Consider the following 16,342-nt stretch of genomic DNA (forward strand, 5'->3'; position numbering starts at 1 on the left):
GCATTCCGTTTGTTTGCACTACAAAAAACGCCCACCAAGAGGCAGTCCTCTCCCGTTTAAGACTGGCAGACACCCGATATATCGGAGCCAACCGAACGACAGAACTTTCGATTGTATCTGAACGGTTTTGGAAAAAGGATGCCTTCCTCTCACCTTCCCCGCCAAGGCGGCGTCCACATGGGTCATTCTTCTTCGCACAAAAAAACGTCCAGCCGCTACAGCTGGACGGAATGGGCTCCACGATAGCCGAGCCTTGCCGACAGTTCTTTGCCGATCTGGCGCATGCGCACAGCGAGCGCTGTGATGCGGTCGTCCGTCATGCGGATCGTCGGGCCGGAAACGCTGATCGCCGCGACGACGCCGCCGGTATAATCAAAAATCGGAACGGCAACACAGCGGATGCCGTACTCGTTTTCTTCCAAGTCAAGCGCATACCCGTTTTGCCGGACGGTCTCAAGCTCGCGGAAAAATGCCTCGCGGTCGGTGATCGTCCAATCGGTATGCTTCGGCAGTCCTTTCCGGTCGATGATCTCCGAAGCCACCGCTGGCGGCAAATGAGCTAAAATAGCCTTGCCGACCGCCGTGCAATGCATCGGAGCCCGCTTGCCGACTTTGGAGTGCATGCGCAGCGTCTCCGTTCCTTCCAATTTTTCAATATAAATGACTTCCCCTTGGTCATAGACGACGAGGTGGATAACCTCGTTCGTTTCTTTTTCGAGCTGGCGCAAATAGGGCTTCGCCTCTTGGCGCAAATCGATCGAATCAAGCAGCTTTGAGCTGAGCTCTAAAAACTTGTAGCCGAGCTTATACCGCTCCGTTTCCGGATGTTGCTCGATATAGCCGTATTGGGCAAGCGTCGTTAAAATGCGGTACACCGAACTTTTGTTGATGTCCATTTGTTTCGCGATTTCCGTAACGCCCAGCCCGTCCTTTTTCGTGCTGACGATTTCGATAATTTGCAGCGCCCGGCGGACAGATTTGACCGTGTTTTCTCTTTCCATCTCATTCACCTCGATTTGTTCTCTCCGCTCGCCATTATACACGAACAGCCGGGCTTTTGCAGGCGGGAGAGCGGCGCAGGCGCGCATGGCGGCGGCAGCGCCGCCTTAACGGACGGAACGTATTCACCGTCAGGACGCGCCTGATGCCTTGTTTGGCCCAGAGATGCCGCAGGTTCGTTATGAACGTCGGATGGAAACGACCGGCGCTTTGGCGGCGATGAACGTATTGCGGAGCGTGCCGATGCCGTCCACCTCGCACTCAATGACCGTCCCCGGGCCGACAAGCTCGGCGCCGACCGGGCTTCCCGTCAAAATGACGTCGCCCGGTTGCAGCGTCATGACATGAGACAAATACGAAATCATTTTGCTGATGGAAATGATCATCAGCTCGGTCGAGCTGTTCTGCTTTTCTTCGCCATTGACCCGCGCTTTCACCGATACAGCCCGAGGATCGAGCTCTGTTTCAATGACCGGGCCGAGCGGTGTAAACGTATCGAATGATTTTCCGATTGTCCAATGGCCGTCCGGGTGGAAAAACTGCGGCGCGGTGACATCGTTGGCGACCGTATAGCCAAAAATATACGACCACACGTCTTCTTCGCTCACCTGCTTTGCCTCTTTGCCGATCACAACCGCCAGCTCGGATTCAAATTTCACTTCACCAACCCCGCTCGGAATGACCACCTCCGCTTCCGGCCCCACAACCGATGAGGATGGTTTAAAGAAAAAGACAGGAATATCTGGAAGTTCAACCGGCAGCTGTGCACTTGAGGCCACATAGTTGGCGCCAATGCCGATCACATGGCGCGGCGCAAGCGGCGCCACGAGCGAAACGCGATCATAGCGAAATACGTTTCCCGTATAATCCCAAGCGGTGAACATATTTCCTTCGATTTCGCGGATCACTTCACCGTTCACCACACCGGCGCGAATCGCGCCATCGGCAAGAAAACGGGCAAATTTCATCGATGGCTACCCCTCTCTGACACGATTTTGTTCCTCAACTTTTTCCTTGACTCGAGCCACCCCGGTCTCCATGGCGGCGCGGGCGACGGCGGAAGCGACGGCCTCGACGACGCGCCGGTCAAACGGGTTCGGGATGACATACTCTTCCGTCAGCTCTTCCGGCTGGATGAGCCCGGCGATGGCTTCGGCAGCGGCAATTTTCATCGCCTCATTAATTTGCGTCGCCCGCACATCGAGCGCGCCGCGGAAAATGCCAGGGAACGCCAACACGTTGTTCACTTGGTTCGGCAAATCCGACCGGCCGGTCGCGACCACGGCGGCGCCGGCGGCTTTTGCCTCATCCGGCATGATCTCAGGCACCGGATTGGCCAAGGCGAATACGACCGCCCCGCGGTTCATCGTCCGAACCATCGCCGGCGTCAACGCCCCGGCGACCGAGACACCGATAAACACATCCGCGCCTTGAATGACGTCCGCAAGCGTCCCGGAGATACGGCGGCGGTTCGTTTGCCGGGCAATTTCTTCCTTGATGGCGTTCATCCCATGCGAGCGCCCTTCATAAATCGCTCCTTTTGTGTCGCAAACGATCAGTTCGCCGACTCCGATCGACAGCAGCAATTTGGCGATCGCCACCCCGGCGGCGCCAGCGCCGTTGATGACGACCCGGCAATCGGCAAGCTGTTTGCCGACCACTTTTAAGGCGTTCGTCAGCCCAGCGGCCACGACAATCGCCGTGCCATGCTGATCATCATGAAACACCGGAATCGCCATCTCTTGGCGGAGACGCTCTTCAATGACAAAGCAGGCAGGGGCGGCGATATCTTCCAAATTGATGCCGCCAAACGCCGGTTCCAGCAACTTGACCGTTTGAATGATTTGTTCCGGATCTTCGGTATCGAGGCAAAGCGGCACGGCATCGATCCCGGCGAACGCTTTGAACAAGGCGGCTTTCCCTTCCATGACCGGAAGCGCCGCCCGCGCGCCAATGTTGCCAAGCCCAAGCACCGCCGTGCCATTCGAGACGACGGCGACAAAATTGCCCTTCACTGTATAGTTGTACATTTCGTCTTGGTTGACGTAAATTTCTTTGCACGGTTCAGCCACTCCCGGCGAATAAATGAGGCTTAAATCATTGGCATTCACGACCGGCACTTTCACTTCAACTGACAGCTTTCCTCTTGCCTGCCGATGGACAAGCAACGCTCGTTCTCGCAAATGTTCCATCACTGATCCCTAGCTACTAACCTTACCCCATCCCCTTGTACCGCCTTTTGTGCTGCTTTGCCTTTGACAACCGGCCAGTAGTAACTAGGAGCTGCCTCCCTTCTTTTTATTTTCTTAATTTTCTGATTAATGCAGATAGGAAGGAACAAGGGCGTCCATCCCTTGTTCCTTATACCGCTTTTGGCGTTTATTGCTGAATGGCGGCAAATTTCGCTTTTGCTTCTTGACGGCGGCGGTGCAAAATCGGCTCCGTATAGCCGTTTGGCTGTTCATAGCCGTGGAAAATGAGATCGCACGCCGCTTGGAACGCCACCGAATCATCGTAATTCGGCGCCATCGGACGATAGTTCGGATCGCCGGCGTTTTGTTCGTCGACGACTTTCGCCATCCGCTTGAGCGTCTCAAGCACTTGCTCTTTCGTGCAAATGCCATGATGGAGCCAGTTGGCGAGAATTTGGCTCGAGATGCGAAGCGTCGCCCGGTCTTCCATCAGTCCGACGTTGTGAATGTCCGGCACTTTCGAGCAGCCGATCCCTTGGTCGATCCAGCGGACGACATAGCCTAAAATGCTTTGGCAGTTGTTGTCGAGCTCTTCTTGAATCTCTTCGGCCGTCCATTGCGGATGGTCAACGACCGGAATTTGCAACATGTCGTCGCGATAATCGTTCCGATCGTTCGCCAGTTCGCTTTGCACAGCGGCGACGTTCACTTGATGGTAATGAAGCGCATGGAGCGTGGCCGCTGTCGGCGACGGCACCCATGCCGTATTGGCGCCGGCTTTGAGCTGGCCTCCTTTTTGCTTCAGCATTTCCGCCATCAAATCCGGCATCGCCCACATTCCTTTGCCGATTTGCGCCCGGCCGCGGAAGCCGGCGGCAAGCCCAACGGCGACGTTCGATTTTTCATACGCCTGCAGCCAAGTCGATGATTTCATCTCGTTTTTGCGCAACATCGGCCCCGCTTCCATCGACGTATGAATTTCATCTCCGGTCCGGTCGAGGAAGCCGGTGTTGATAAAAATGATGCGGTCGCGCACTTGGTAGATGCAGTTTTTCAAGTTGAGCGACGTGCGGCGCTCCTCGTCCATGACGCCGATTTTAATCGTATTCCGCTCGAGACCGAGCATATCCTCCACGCGGTCAAACAGCTCGTTGGCAAACGCCACTTCGGCCGATCCGTGCATTTTCGGCTTGACGATGTAAATAGAGCCTTTGCGCGAGTTTAAGTAGCGCGTGTTGCCGATGAGCGAATGTTTCATAATCAAGCTTGTAATGACAGCGTCCATGATCCCTTCATGCACTTCCTCGCCATTCGCATGCAAGATCGCGTTGTTCGTCATTAAGTGCCCGACGTTGCGCACGAACATGAGCGAACGGCCCGGCAGCACGAGCTCCCCGCCATCCGGCGTTTTGTATACGCGGTCCGGGTTCAGGGCGCGCGTCATCATTTTGCCGTTTTTCTCAAATGTCGCTGTCAAATCGCCTTTGACGAGACCAAACAAGTTGCGGTAAACGAGCACTTTGTCTTCGGCGTCAACGGCCGCCACCGAATCTTCGCCGTCCATGATCGTCGTGACTGCCGCCTCCAACACGATGTCTTTGATGCCGGCTTTATCCGTTTTTCCGACCGCATGCTCGCGGTCGATTTGAATTTCAATGTGAAGGCCGTTGTTTTTCAGCAACACCGCTGTCGGATGTTGCGGGTCGCCTTGGAAACCGACAAATTTTTCTGGCTCTTTCAGCCCCGTCGTCGCCCCGCCTTCGATGGTCACGACAAGCTGGCCATTAACAACCGCATATTGAACGACGTCTTTGTGAGAGTGTCCCGAAAGCGGCACTGCTTCATCCAAAAACTGCCGCCCGTAGGCGATGACTTTCGCCCCGCGCACCGGGTTGTACGACGAACCGCGCTCGGCGCCGTCTTCCTCGCTGATGGCATCGGTGCCGTACAGCGCGTCGTACAGGCTGCCCCAACGGGCGTTGGCAGCGTTTAATGCATAGCGGGCGTTCGTCAGCGGAACGACGAGCTGCGGCCCGGCTTGCAAGGCAATTTCATCGTCGACATTGTCGGTCGTAATCTCAAAGTCCTCGACTTCCGGCTCCAAATAGCCGATGTCTGTCAAAAATGCTTTATATTCGTTAAAATCAAAGCGGCCGCGATGCGCTTTATGCCACTCATTCAATTTTTCTTGAATTTCGTCGCGGCGGGCGAGCAATTCTTTGTTGCGCGGCGTCAAGTCGGCAATGAGCGCGCCGAAATCGCGCCAAAACTTGTCTTGATCCAACCCGCTGTTCGGCAGAAGCTCCTCGTTGACAAAATCGTACAACACTTTGGCGACTTGGATGTTCCCTTTTTGTACGTATTCGCCCATCGTTCTCTTCTCCTTTCTTGTTTCTTATTACAAAACATCGTTTCTTAATTGCTCTAAAAAGATGATACCATGAAACGAAATGACTGGCAATCGTTTTTGCAAAATTTTCATTTAACTGTCGACGACGCTTGTTTCGTCTCGACGCACCGCCCCGGCGTCGGGAACAGCTTGCCGGCGTTGAGCAAGTTTTTCGGGTTAAACACGTCGCGGATTGCCGTTTGCGCCAAAATTTCCTCGTCAGTGAAAATGAAGCGCATCTCTTCTTTTTTCTCAATGCCAACGCCATGTTCCCCTGTAATCGATCCGCCGACCGCCGCGCACGCCTTGAGGCATTCGCTTCCGGCGGCAAGCGCCCGCTCCGTCTCCCCAGGCTTGCTCGCATCAAACAGCACAAGCGGGTGCAAATTGCCGTCGCCGGCGTGGAAAATGTTTGCGATTCTCAGTCCATACTTGCGGCTGATATCGGCGATTTCCCGCAGCACTTCCGGCAGACGGCTGCGCGGAATAACGCCATCTTGCACTAGATAGTCAGGCGAAATCGCCCCCATGGCGCCAAAGCCGGTTTTCCGGTTCGCCCACCAGCGGGCCCGTTCTTCCTCTGACTGGGCGACTTTCACTTCGCGCACATGATGGCGGCGGCAAATCGTTAAAATATCGTTGATTTGTTCGTCGATCCCGGCGGAAATGCCATCCACTTCAATGAGCAACAGCGCGGCGATGTCTTTCGGATGCCCGACCGGAAACGCGGCCGCTTCGACCGCCTCGATGGCCGTTTGGTCCATCATCTCGAGCGCCGCCGGCACGATTCCAGCGGAAATGATGTCGGAAACGGTCTGGCTCGCGTCTTCCACTTCGTCAAAATAGGCGAGCACCGTCTGTTTGGCCTCGGGATTTTTCAACAAACGGACGGTGATTTTTGTCACGATGCCAAGCGTCCCTTCCGACCCGGTCAACAGCCCGAGCAAATCGTAGCCGGGCGGGTCGGGAACGCCGTTTCCGCCGATTTCAATCACTTCGCCGTTCGGCAAGACGACTTCAAGCCCTAAAATATGGTTCGTCGTCACTCCGTATTTTAAGCAGTGGGCGCCGCCAGCGTTTTCGGCGACGTTGCCGCCGATCGTGCAGCAATATTGGCTTGACGGGTCGGGCGCATAGTAATAGCCGCGGTGGGCGACCGAGTTTGTCAGCTTCAAGTTGACAAACCCCGGCTCGACGACGGCGCGTCGGTTTTCGAGGTCGACGTGCAGCAGCCGCTTCATCCGCGTTAAGCTGATGACGACTTCGCCGTTTAGCGGAATCGCCCCGCCGCTTAACCCCGTGCCGGCGCCGCGGGCGAGAAACGGAAGGTCATGCTCATGGCAGTATTTTACAATCGTCGCCACTTGCTCCGTGCTGTTTGGAAATACAACCGCCCTTGGCAAATGGCGATGGACGGTGAAGCCGTCGCAGTCATACGCCATCAAATCTTCTTTCCGGTATAAAATCGCCTGTTCCCCGACGATGCGGGCGAGCGCCTGAATGTGCGGGTCGTTCGTTGCAATCGGCCGTTTTCTCATATGCGCACGTCCTTCCCTTCTTCTTTTTGGTACGCCCAATCCAACAGCTGCACCGTATGGACGATTTTTTGGTTTCGTCCATGTTTCATGACGCCAAGCGCCATTTGCAACATGCAACCTGGATTGCCCATCGAAATGAGCTCCACATCTTGCGGCACGTGTTGCATTTTGCTCTCAAGCACCGCTTGTGCCATGTCCGGATGGGTGAGGTTGTAAATGCCGGCGCTGCCGCAGCAACGATCGGCGTTTGGCATGGCGACCATTTCCACCCCCGGAATGCTTTCAATCAAAGCGCGCGGCTCTTGGCGGATGCCCTGGCCATGGGCCAAATGGCACGCATCATGGTAGGTGAGGCGCACGTTCAATTCCGCTTTCGGCGGTTTGAAGCCCGTGTCATGCAAAAATTTGGACACATCCTCAACTTTGGCGGCAAATTGCTCCGCCTTTTCATGCCATTCCGGGTCATTGCGGAACAGTTCCGGATACTCTTTCAACATGCAGCCGCAGCCGGCGGCGTTAACGATGACATGGTCGACATCTTGAAACGCCTCAATATTTTGCTTGGCGAGCTTCCGGCCGGTTTCGCGGTCGCCGGCGTGAACGTGAAGCGCCCCGCAGCACGTCTGGTTCGGGACGATGACGACATCGTTGCCGTTATGGGTCAACACACGGATCGTCGCTTCGTTAATGTCACTAAACATGACATCCATGACGCAGCCGGTCAAAATCGCGACTGTCCGCTTCGTTTCCCCTTTCGCCTTAATGAGCGGCTGATGCTTATACTTTCTCCGCACCGGCGTGCCGACCGAAGGCAAAATCGCCTCCATCTCAGCCAAGTGATCGGGCATCACCCGCAACAATCCGGTTTTGCGCGCCACCGTCTGCAAGCCGCTTTTTTGGTACAGTTTCAGCAGGCGGCCGAGCCAATCGAGGCGCGACGGATGCGGAAAAATGCCTTTTAAGAACAAGCCGCTGACAAGCGCCTTCCAACCGGCAAGCGGCACCGCCTGGCGGAGCTGGCCGCGCACTTGTTCAATGAGCCCGCCGACATCGACATCGGCCGGGCAAGCCGTCGTGCAGGCGCGGCAATCCAAGCACGTAAAAATCGGATCGAGCAAATCCGGCGTTAAATCAAGCTTCCCTTCGCCGACCGACTTCATCAAATGAACGCGGCCGCGCGGAGAGTGCTGTTCTTCACCCGTCTGTTCGTACGTCGGGCATGATTCCAAACACATGCCACAATGGACGCAATCGGCCCACTTGCTCGGGTCAGGTAAATCGCCAAACCGATAGTTGCCAAGGCTCGCGGTTGCACACGCCGGGCTGTCCGCCCGTTCATTGGCCATCGTGCTCATCATTAAATCCCCCCAATAAAGCGTTGATCGTTGACCGTTTTGTTCGGATCGATTTTCCGCTTAATGCCTTCAAGCAAGAAAAAGTACGACGGCTTCCCGCCCCAGACGTCGACGCGCTGGCGCAACGAAAGCGGCAAATGCTTCACAATCGCGTAGCCGCCAAGGCGAACCGCCGTTTGGCGCAGCTCCTCGATCGCGGCCGACACCCCCTCTTCGCCGCCGTGCATATACGCCTGGCAAAGACCATGACCCAACCCGCCGTGCGCCTCGATGCGGACATGACAGCGGTCAGCGATTAAAACGCTTTCACGCAAGATGGAGAGCACATCCAAGTTGACGACCCCGATTTTCACCGCTGCTTCAACACCGTTTTCCACCCGCGCCAGACGCCCGTTCGGTGCAATCGTGTAAAACGTCCGCCAAAACGCCGCCGCCTCCTCGCCGGCTAAAATGGACATTTCCGCCGCTTTCGGCCGCAGTCGTTCGACCCATTGCTCTTGGTAATGAACGGCGTTTTCCACATCTTCAAACCCGATCGCGAGCGTATAAACCGGCCGTCCCGTCAGCCGCTCGGAAAGCGCCGGATTGAGCAGTTCAAAACAAACCGGCTCCATCATCGTATCAAGGAACGAAATGGAAAACGAACGAATGTCATGAATATCGCCGCTTGGGAACGACAACAACACAACGCTTTCATATTTCGCAAGCGGTCGAAGCTTGAGCGTAATCTCGCTCAGCACCCCGAGCGTCCCCATCGCCCCAATGAACAACTTGTTCATATCGTAGCCGGCGACATTTTTCACCACTTTGCCTCCAGAACGGATGACGGTCCCGTTCGGATAGACGACGCGCAGCCCGATGACCGAATCGCGCGCCGACCCGTAGCCGAGCCGCTTCGGACCGCTATCGTTCGCCGCAATCACCCCGCCGATCGTCGCTTCCTCCGGCCAAAACGGGTCCAAGGCGACCTTTTGCCGATACGGAGCGAGCGCTCGCTGCAAATCGCCAAACACCGTTCCCGCTTTGACGGTAACGGTCATATCGGCGGCTGCATGTTCGACAATGCCAGCATAGTGTTCCAATGACAGCAAGATGTCCGCCTGCTCCCGCTGCCCGCCAAACCCCCGCTTTGTGCCGCGTCCAGCGATGACGACTTTTTTGCCATGACGGTCGGCATAGCGGAGCACCGCAGCGATTTCTTCCTCCGTTTGCGGATAGACAGTCACCGCTCCATCATTGCCGAGGGGGTGGAACGATTCATTCCGTTTGATTTGTTCTGGATGCAAAAACGCCTGCAGCTCCTCAATCCATGCCATTGAAAGCATGAGCGACCTCCTTTGTTCCGCAATAGGAAACAATGTTTCTTTTTATCTTCAAAAAAAAGCGAATCACTTTGGCTGTTTCCATCAGGTGGCGCCCTCTTGAACGAGGGCGCTGCTACTTCTATTAAACCATTGCTCATCCATTTTTTCAACGAATTTTTCGAATTCATCAACCATTTTGTTCATTCCGTCTCTTTCACAACTACCCCGACCCGCTGCTCGAGCGGCTGGATGACCGCTGACATATCCAAATCGGCAAGGCCTGCGGCGATCGCTTCAGCGAACGCTTCTTCCGCCTGAACGCCAAGACGGTGGCCGAGGCCGATTTCATCCATCAACTCGTTCGCCAAGCGCACATCTTTATGCACATATTTGACCGCCCCGCCTGGTGCAAATCGGCGCGGCAAAACGAACTGCTCCATATGGCGGCGCAACATCCGGCTGTCTCCATAGCTTTCTTTTAACAGCCGATACAGCTTCCCGGCATCCAGCCCGTAGGCGACGCCAGCGACCATCGCTTCCGCCGCGGCGACAGAATGGACGGCAACTAAATATTGGTTGATCACTTTTGCCGCACTGCCGGCGCCGCTTTCCCCTAAATATTCAACCGTTTTTCCTAACACCCGAAGCAGCGGGCGCACTCGCTCCCATGCTTCTTTCGCCCCGCCGACCATGATCGTCAGCTCCCCTTGCTCCGCCCCTTCCGGACCGCCGCTTACCGGTGCGTCCAAATAGGCGACGCCGCGCTCGTCGGCGCGCCGAGCGACAAACCGGCTTGTTTTCGGACCGACGGTTGTAAAATCAAGGCAAATCGTCCCCGGACGGGCCGCGCTAAGGACGCCGCCTTTGCCTGTATACACTTCGATGACGTCATCCGGCATCGATAAACACGTGCAAATGACATCCGCCTCGCCCGCCAGCTCTGCCACTGTCGCCGCCTGTCGGGCGCCAAGGCTGACAAGCGGAACCGCTTTTTCTGTCGTACGGTTGTACACCGTGACATTGAATCCCGCTTCAAGCAGCCGTCTGGCCATGCGCGAGCCCATCACGCCCAAGCCGATAAAGCCGACGCGAGTCATCGTCCGCCTCCCCCTTTCATCCCGCGGTATTCATCATACCAGTCAAAACTCTCGCTGCTTTCCCTTGATGGAATGTACTCAAGCCCAATCGCTCCATTGTAGCCGTGCTCTTGCAAAAACGAGAAAATCTCGCGATACGGAAGCTCTCCCGTCCCCGGCTCATGCCGCCCGGGGGCATCAGCGAATTGCACATGCGCGATGAGCGGTGCGTAGTCGGCAAACGTCGCCGTCACATTGCGTCTGAGCCGAGCCATATGGTAGACGTCATATTGCAATTTCACATTCGGCCGGCCGAGCTCGCGGATGATCGCCGCTGCTTCGTCGATGTCAGTTAAAAAGTAGCCCGGCATATCCAACGGATTGATCGGCTCAATCATCAATGTCAAGCCGTGAACGGCAAGCATCTCCGCTGCTTCATCAAGGCGATGCATATACGTCTCCTTCGCCCGCTCGCGCGGCACGTCCTTTGGCACGACCCCGGCCATGCAATGAAGATGCGGTACACCGAGCGCGAGCGCATAACGCACTCCTTCCTCCAGTGCACGCCGGAATTCATCATGACGGTCAGAAAAAATGGCGAGCCCGCGCTCCCCCTTTTCCCAATCGCCAGCGGGCAAATTCAGCAAAACAAGCGACAGCTCAAGTTGTTCGAGTTCATCAGCAATCGCCTCAGGCGCCACCGCGTACGGAAACTGGCATTCAACGTGCGAAAACCCGTGCTGCTTCGCCTTGGCAAACCGGGCGAGAAACGGCGCTTCCGTGAAAATCGTCGATACATTGACGGCAAACTTCATCATGAGGCCCCTTTCTTCTCCATTTCTTTCTCTTATTCGCCCCACCCTTGGCCGATTCCTGCCTCACCGCGTTTCACCTTTAATGCCGTAAAAAATCAGCCGCACCATTTCACTTGCCGCTTTGATCAGATGGCGCCGGCATTGAAAAAGGGCTGCTCCTTTGGGGGCAGCCCTTTTTGGCGCTCAATCCTCATCGCTGGCGAAAAAACGCAAAATGTAGACAAACAAGTTGATGAAATCAAGGTAAATATTGACGACAATCATCGGGATGTCCGCTTCCGTAAAACCGTAGCGGGCCAAACGGTTGATGTCATAAATCGTAAAGCCAAGGAAAATCAAAATTCCCAAAGCGGCGATGCCCATTTGCCCGACGCTTGAGAATGGGATGAACCATTGGATGATCAACAAGCCAAGGAGCGCAAACGCCCCGAGCATCAAAAACCCGCCGAGGAACGAAAAATCTTCTTTCGTTCTCGCCGCGTAAATGGCAACGCCGGAAAACGATACAACGGCCAGCGCAAACGCTTTGAACACCGCCGCCGCGCCGATGATGGAAATGTAATAGCCGATGAGCGGATAGAGCGTCGCCCCTGAGACAAACATAAACGCAAACATCAGCGGATAGCCGACGGCTTTTTTCACGCGGGCGAACATCATGACCAAAAGCAAAACGAGTTCCAGTCCATACAGCGGCAAGTACATCCCAGCCGGCACCCATTGCCCGGCGTATAGCCCTGCGGTCGCTACAGCCAGCGCCGCTAAAAAGGAAACCGCCAACTTTGCCACCGGGCTATGCGGACGATAAACGGTCGAATGGTTCATGGCAATCCCCTCCTTTTTCTTTCTAGTTTAGCATATATCTGTTTCTTGTCACAGCCCTTTCTTTTTGGTTGCCGCTGGCTGCATGGACCGTCCACCATGCCGGATGGGCCGCCGTTCGATCCGTCGAAACCAGCGGGCGGCAAACAGTTTTTTCAGCACCGGCGGGACGACAAGCAAAATGAAAAAAATGCGGAACATTTGATAACTTGTCACAACGGCAAGGTCGGCATGCGCTTCCCGCGCCAAAATTCCCATTTGATCCATGCCCCCCGGCGCCAAGGCGATGAACGCTGTCAAATACGGCACGCCATGCAGAGCCGTTAAGACAAATGCCGAAGCCATGGAAAACAAAATGAGCGCAAGACCGGTTGCCGCAGCCGCCAGCACGGCTCTTCCCTTTTCCGCGATGCGAGCCGGTTTCAGCATTAAGCCTAGATAAGCCCCCATCGCGATTTGCGCGATATCCAACAAAGGCGCTGGCAAATGCGGCGCCGGCGCCCCGGCAATGACCAGAGCCGATGTTCCGATGATCGGGCCAAGCAAATAGGCGGTCGGCAGTTTGATGCGCCTTCCGATGATCGCGCTGGCGACAGTGACAACCAAATACAGCAAGACAAGACCGACGCTCCAATCCGGCCCTTGTCCGCTTCCCACGCCCGTCCCCGCCCCGGCGCCGCCGGAAAAGAACGGGCTTAAGGCGATGAGCGGGACGAGAAAAACGACGCCCATCAGGCGCATCACTTGAAAAAACGTGACAATCGTTGCATCGACACCGTCGAGCTCTTCGCCCAACACAAGCATTTGCGACAATCCGCCGGGGATGCTGCCGGTGATGATCGAACGGAGCGGGATGCTGGTCCATTTTGCCACAAGGCAAGAAACGAAAAAGCTAAACAGCAAAATGAGCGCCGTCGCCAACAGCATCGCCGGCAGCTGCCGACCCATCTCCATAAGCGTTCCTGCCGTCATCGATGTCCCTAGCGTATAGCCGATCGGAATGAGCGCAGCGTTGCGAATGCCGACCGGCCAATACAACTTTCCCTTCAAAAAACGACCAACCAAAAGCAACGCAGCTGCTGGACCGAGCATCCAATGGAGCGGAACGCCGAACAAAGCAAACATCCATCCCCCAAACGACGCAATCGCCAGCGTCAAGGCGATGCGCGTCATGTTGTTCCACCCTTGTTGTCTTTCCAAAGCCAAGCGAACACTTCCTCTCCACCTTAGTGAACTACTTTCATTGAACAATCCCTTCTGCCTTTTGTCCCCCATGAACATAACGAAAGCATCCGTCCACCTATGGCCGATGCACACAGCGATGGCAGTATGAACAGGAAGAAAAAATAGAAAAACCAAAAACATATCCGTTACAATATTGTTTAGTAAGCCATCAAAAATGGAGGAATGCCAAATGGTTCATGATGAAATCCGGCTCTGTTTTTATCAACCCGAAAAACGCCAAAACAAAAACATCCCTCCCTTGAGGAATGTTTGCCTTCGTACGCCCGACAAAGAACGGGCGGGACGGCCAACAGCCGCGTTTTTTCGCCCGTAGGCCGTCCGCTTAATCAGCGAATAAATCGGATGACAAATACCGCTCTCCGGAATCAGGCGCCATGCAAAGGACGCGGGCGCCTTTAGGGAGCTGTTTCGCCACTTTGATGGCGTAATAAGCGCTCGCCGCCGCTGAGGCGCCGACCAAAATGCCTTCCTTCGCCGCCAGTTCGCGCGCCATCTGCTGGGCATCCTCATCTTTGATCAAAAAAATGTCATCATAAATCGAGCGGTTTAAAATTTTTGGGATAAACCCCGGACCCGTGCCAGGAATTTTGTGCGGCCCCGGCTTGCCGCCCGACAACACAGGCGAGCCGTACGGTTCAACGACGTAAATGCGCAAATTCGGAATGCGCTTTTTCAGCTCCTCCCCTGTTCCGGTCACCGTTCCGCCGGTGCCGGCGGTTAACACGAACGCATCGAGCTGCCCATCAAATGCTTCGTAAATTTCCACCGCTGTTGTATGCCGGTGCGCGTCCGGATTGGCCGGATTTTCAAACTGCATCGGAATAAAGCTGTCAGGGATTTCGCTAGCAAGCCGGTTCGCCTCATCGATCGCCCCTTGCATTCGCTTCTCCGCCGGCGTCAAATAGACTTCGGCTCCGTACGCCTTTAAAATTTTCACCCGCTCCACCGTCGCATTGTCGGGCATCGTAATGATACAGCGATAACCCCTGGCGGCGCACACCATGGCCAGGCCGATGCCGGTGTTGCCGGATGTCGGTTCGATGATCGTGCTTTTTCCAGGCGTAATTTTCCCTTCCGCCTCCGCACGGCGGATCATTTCCCAAGCGGGCCGGTCTTTGACGCTGCCGCCCGGATTGAACGATTCAAGCTTCATATACACATCCGCGCCGTCCGGGTCAGGAAGACGCTGCAACTTTACAATCGGCGTGCCGCCGATCAAATCTAAAATCGAGTCATACAATTTCACGATCATCCCCAACCTTTTGCAAAATATTTGTTTGCCTCATTCATTATAAATGATTTTTCTTTTTTCGTTCAAACAGTCTGTCCCGCCCGCAGCACCGGGCGTTTTCCGATCGTTTTTAGCAAAAGGACGTTCGTTTGGCCGGACCGATTGCGATTTTTCCCCTGTTCTAGTCCGATATTCCCCCTTATAATAAAAAATAAACGATGGAAAGCGAGGTGGCTTTTTTGGCATCTGCGGCACAGCAGCTCGTCACCCATTTAGAAGCCCATTTGCCGAACTTTCTCGCCTATTGGCGTCAACATATGAAAATTGCCGACGATGACAAATACATCGATCATGTCGAACAAAACGGCTTAGCAGTGTTTGAGCTGGTCAAAGAAGCGCTGTTGCGGTCGCTATCTGGCGAGACGGTCGAACGATTAGCCAACAAAATCGCTAAAGAACGTGCGGAAATGAACGCCGGCATCGGCGCTCTCGTCTACAACGTCAACCTTGGGCGGCGGCTGGTCATCAACCACGCGTTGACCGCGCCGCTGTCGGTCGACGAGCTGGCTCCGCTCATCGACCATTTGAACGAGCTGTTTGACCAATTTTTGTTTCATGCAGTCACAAAATACAATGAGTTAAAGGAAAAAGAACTGCATGAAAAAAACGCGCTCATTGCCAGATCGCATCAAGACCGGCTGACGTTGCTCGGGCAAATGTCATCGAGTTTTGTCCATGAGTTTCGCAACCCGCTTACGGCTATTATCGGTTTTATTCAATTATTGAAATTTGAGCATCCATATATTCCCTATTTAGACATTATCGACCATGAGTTGCAGCAGCTGAAATTTCGCATTTCGCAATTTTTGCATGCCTCACGCAAAGAGATTGTTGAAAGCGAAAAAGAAACGTTTTCCCTGCGCCAGCTGTTGGAGGAAATTATCGAGTTTTTATACGCCACGATCGTCGACAGCGACGTCGACCTTTCGGTGGCGATCGATGAGTCCATACATATGTTTGCCTATAAAGACCAGCTGCGCCAGGTGCTGGTGAACATTTTGCTCAACTCGATCGAAGCGGTGAAAGAGAGGGAAAAGCCGCGTCGGATCAACATCGCCGCCCGCTGCCAAGACGGAAGCATCATCATCGAAATCGCCAACAACGGTCCGGCGATTCCTGCCGACATTGTTGAAACGATTTTCGAGCCGTTTTTTACGACGAAAAAACTCGGGACCGGCATCGGTCTGTACATTTGCAAAAAAGTGATCGAGGACCATGGCGGGGATATCTGCTGTTTTTCCGATGACAACGTGACGACGTTTTCCATCCGCCTCCCTGCATAATGAACAGCGGAAATGGGCATGATGGATGAAAAAAGG

The 16,342-nt window shown here is 54.9% G+C and carries 13 protein-coding genes; 1 reads left to right on the forward strand and 12 read right to left on the reverse strand.

What is annotated here, in order from left to right; all coding sequences use genetic code 11:
* Positions 1 to 215 precede the first annotated feature (215 nt).
* From BRO54_RS11415 to cysK, 12 genes are all read right to left on the reverse strand, one after another.
* Positions 216 to 1,001: an IclR family transcriptional regulator gene (locus tag BRO54_RS11415; RefSeq protein WP_074044019.1), complete on the reverse strand. Its 786-nt coding sequence runs from the start codon at positions 999 to 1,001 to the stop codon at positions 216 to 218.
* Positions 1,002 to 1,178: 177 nt separating this feature from the next.
* Complete coding sequence (locus tag BRO54_RS11420) at positions 1,179 to 1,967, reverse strand: fumarylacetoacetate hydrolase family protein (RefSeq protein WP_074043998.1); 789 nt, start codon at positions 1,965 to 1,967, stop codon at positions 1,179 to 1,181.
* Between the two features lie 6 nt (positions 1,968 to 1,973).
* On the reverse strand, positions 1,974 to 3,191 hold the full coding sequence (locus tag BRO54_RS11425) for an NAD(P)-dependent malic enzyme (RefSeq protein ID WP_074043999.1): 1,218 nt from the start codon (positions 3,189 to 3,191) through the stop codon (positions 1,974 to 1,976).
* A gap of 187 nt (positions 3,192 to 3,378) precedes the next feature.
* Positions 3,379 to 5,562: a malate synthase G gene (locus BRO54_RS11430; RefSeq protein ID WP_074044000.1), complete on the reverse strand. Its 2,184-nt coding sequence runs from the start codon at positions 5,560 to 5,562 to the stop codon at positions 3,379 to 3,381.
* Between the two features lie 107 nt (positions 5,563 to 5,669).
* Positions 5,670 to 7,118, reverse strand: a complete 1,449-nt coding sequence (locus BRO54_RS11435; protein WP_074044001.1) for an FAD-linked oxidase C-terminal domain-containing protein — start codon at positions 7,116 to 7,118, stop codon at positions 5,670 to 5,672.
* On the reverse strand, positions 7,115 to 8,476 hold the full coding sequence (locus tag BRO54_RS11440) for a (Fe-S)-binding protein (RefSeq protein WP_139268064.1): 1,362 nt from the start codon (positions 8,474 to 8,476) through the stop codon (positions 7,115 to 7,117). The genes BRO54_RS11435 and BRO54_RS11440 overlap by 4 nt, the downstream gene beginning before the upstream one ends.
* On the reverse strand, positions 8,476 to 9,798 hold the full coding sequence (locus BRO54_RS11445; protein ID WP_074044003.1) for an FAD-binding oxidoreductase: 1,323 nt from the start codon (positions 9,796 to 9,798) through the stop codon (positions 8,476 to 8,478). The genes BRO54_RS11440 and BRO54_RS11445 overlap by 1 nt, the downstream gene beginning before the upstream one ends.
* Positions 9,799 to 9,977: 179 nt before the next feature.
* Positions 9,978 to 10,874, reverse strand: a complete 897-nt coding sequence (locus BRO54_RS11450; protein ID WP_074044004.1) for an NAD(P)-dependent oxidoreductase — start codon at positions 10,872 to 10,874, stop codon at positions 9,978 to 9,980.
* Positions 10,871 to 11,668, reverse strand: a complete 798-nt coding sequence (gene hyi, locus BRO54_RS11455; RefSeq protein ID WP_079936585.1) for a hydroxypyruvate isomerase — start codon at positions 11,666 to 11,668, stop codon at positions 10,871 to 10,873. The genes BRO54_RS11450 and hyi overlap by 4 nt, the downstream gene beginning before the upstream one ends.
* A gap of 183 nt (positions 11,669 to 11,851) precedes the next feature.
* A complete protein-coding gene (locus BRO54_RS11460; protein ID WP_074044006.1) occupies positions 11,852 to 12,490 on the reverse strand; it encodes a Bax inhibitor-1/YccA family protein in 639 nt (212 codons plus the stop codon).
* Positions 12,491 to 12,538: 48 nt separating this feature from the next.
* Complete coding sequence (locus tag BRO54_RS11465; RefSeq protein ID WP_079936586.1) at positions 12,539 to 13,693, reverse strand: AbrB family transcriptional regulator; 1,155 nt, start codon at positions 13,691 to 13,693, stop codon at positions 12,539 to 12,541.
* Between the two features lie 361 nt (positions 13,694 to 14,054).
* The gene (gene cysK / locus BRO54_RS11470) at positions 14,055 to 14,978 is read right to left on the reverse strand and encodes a cysteine synthase A (protein WP_074044021.1); all 924 of its coding nucleotides are present in this window, start codon (positions 14,976 to 14,978) and stop codon (positions 14,055 to 14,057) included.
* Positions 14,979 to 15,202: 224 nt separating this feature from the next.
* Between cysK and BRO54_RS11480 the strand changes: the two genes are divergently transcribed.
* Entirely contained in the window at positions 15,203 to 16,306 is a 1,104-nt protein-coding gene (locus tag BRO54_RS11480) for a sensor histidine kinase (protein WP_074044022.1), read from the forward strand.
* Positions 16,307 to 16,342: the final 36 nt, after the last annotated feature.

This window comes from Geobacillus proteiniphilus (assembly GCF_001908025.1).
Taxonomy (GTDB): Bacteria; Bacillota; Bacilli; order Bacillales; family Anoxybacillaceae; genus Geobacillus; species Geobacillus proteiniphilus.

What these genes read in the sequence shown, in the direction of transcription:
- BRO54_RS11415 (WP_074044019.1), bottom strand. Translation starts at nt 1,001, where the DNA reads ATGGAAAGAGAAAACACGGTCAAATCTGTCCGCCGGGCGCTGCAAATT.
- BRO54_RS11420 (WP_074043998.1), bottom strand. Translation starts at nt 1,967, where the DNA reads ATGAAATTTGCCCGTTTTCTTGCCGATGGCGCGATTCGCGCCGGTGTG.
- BRO54_RS11425 (WP_074043999.1), bottom strand. Translation starts at nt 3,191, where the DNA reads ATGGAACATTTGCGAGAACGAGCGTTGCTTGTCCATCGGCAGGCAAGA.
- BRO54_RS11430 (WP_074044000.1), bottom strand. Translation starts at nt 5,562, where the DNA reads ATGGGCGAATACGTACAAAAAGGGAACATCCAAGTCGCCAAAGTGTTG.
- BRO54_RS11435 (WP_074044001.1), bottom strand. Translation starts at nt 7,118, where the DNA reads ATGAGAAAACGGCCGATTGCAACGAACGACCCGCACATTCAGGCGCTC.
- BRO54_RS11440 (WP_139268064.1), bottom strand. Translation starts at nt 8,476, where the DNA reads ATGATGAGCACGATGGCCAATGAACGGGCGGACAGCCCGGCGTGTGCA.
- BRO54_RS11445 (WP_074044003.1), bottom strand. Translation starts at nt 9,798, where the DNA reads ATGCTTTCAATGGCATGGATTGAGGAGCTGCAGGCGTTTTTGCATCCA.
- BRO54_RS11450 (WP_074044004.1), bottom strand. Translation starts at nt 10,874, where the DNA reads ATGACTCGCGTCGGCTTTATCGGCTTGGGCGTGATGGGCTCGCGCATG.
- hyi (WP_079936585.1), bottom strand. Translation starts at nt 11,668, where the DNA reads ATGAAGTTTGCCGTCAATGTATCGACGATTTTCACGGAAGCGCCGTTT.
- BRO54_RS11460 (WP_074044006.1), bottom strand. Translation starts at nt 12,490, where the DNA reads ATGAACCATTCGACCGTTTATCGTCCGCATAGCCCGGTGGCAAAGTTG.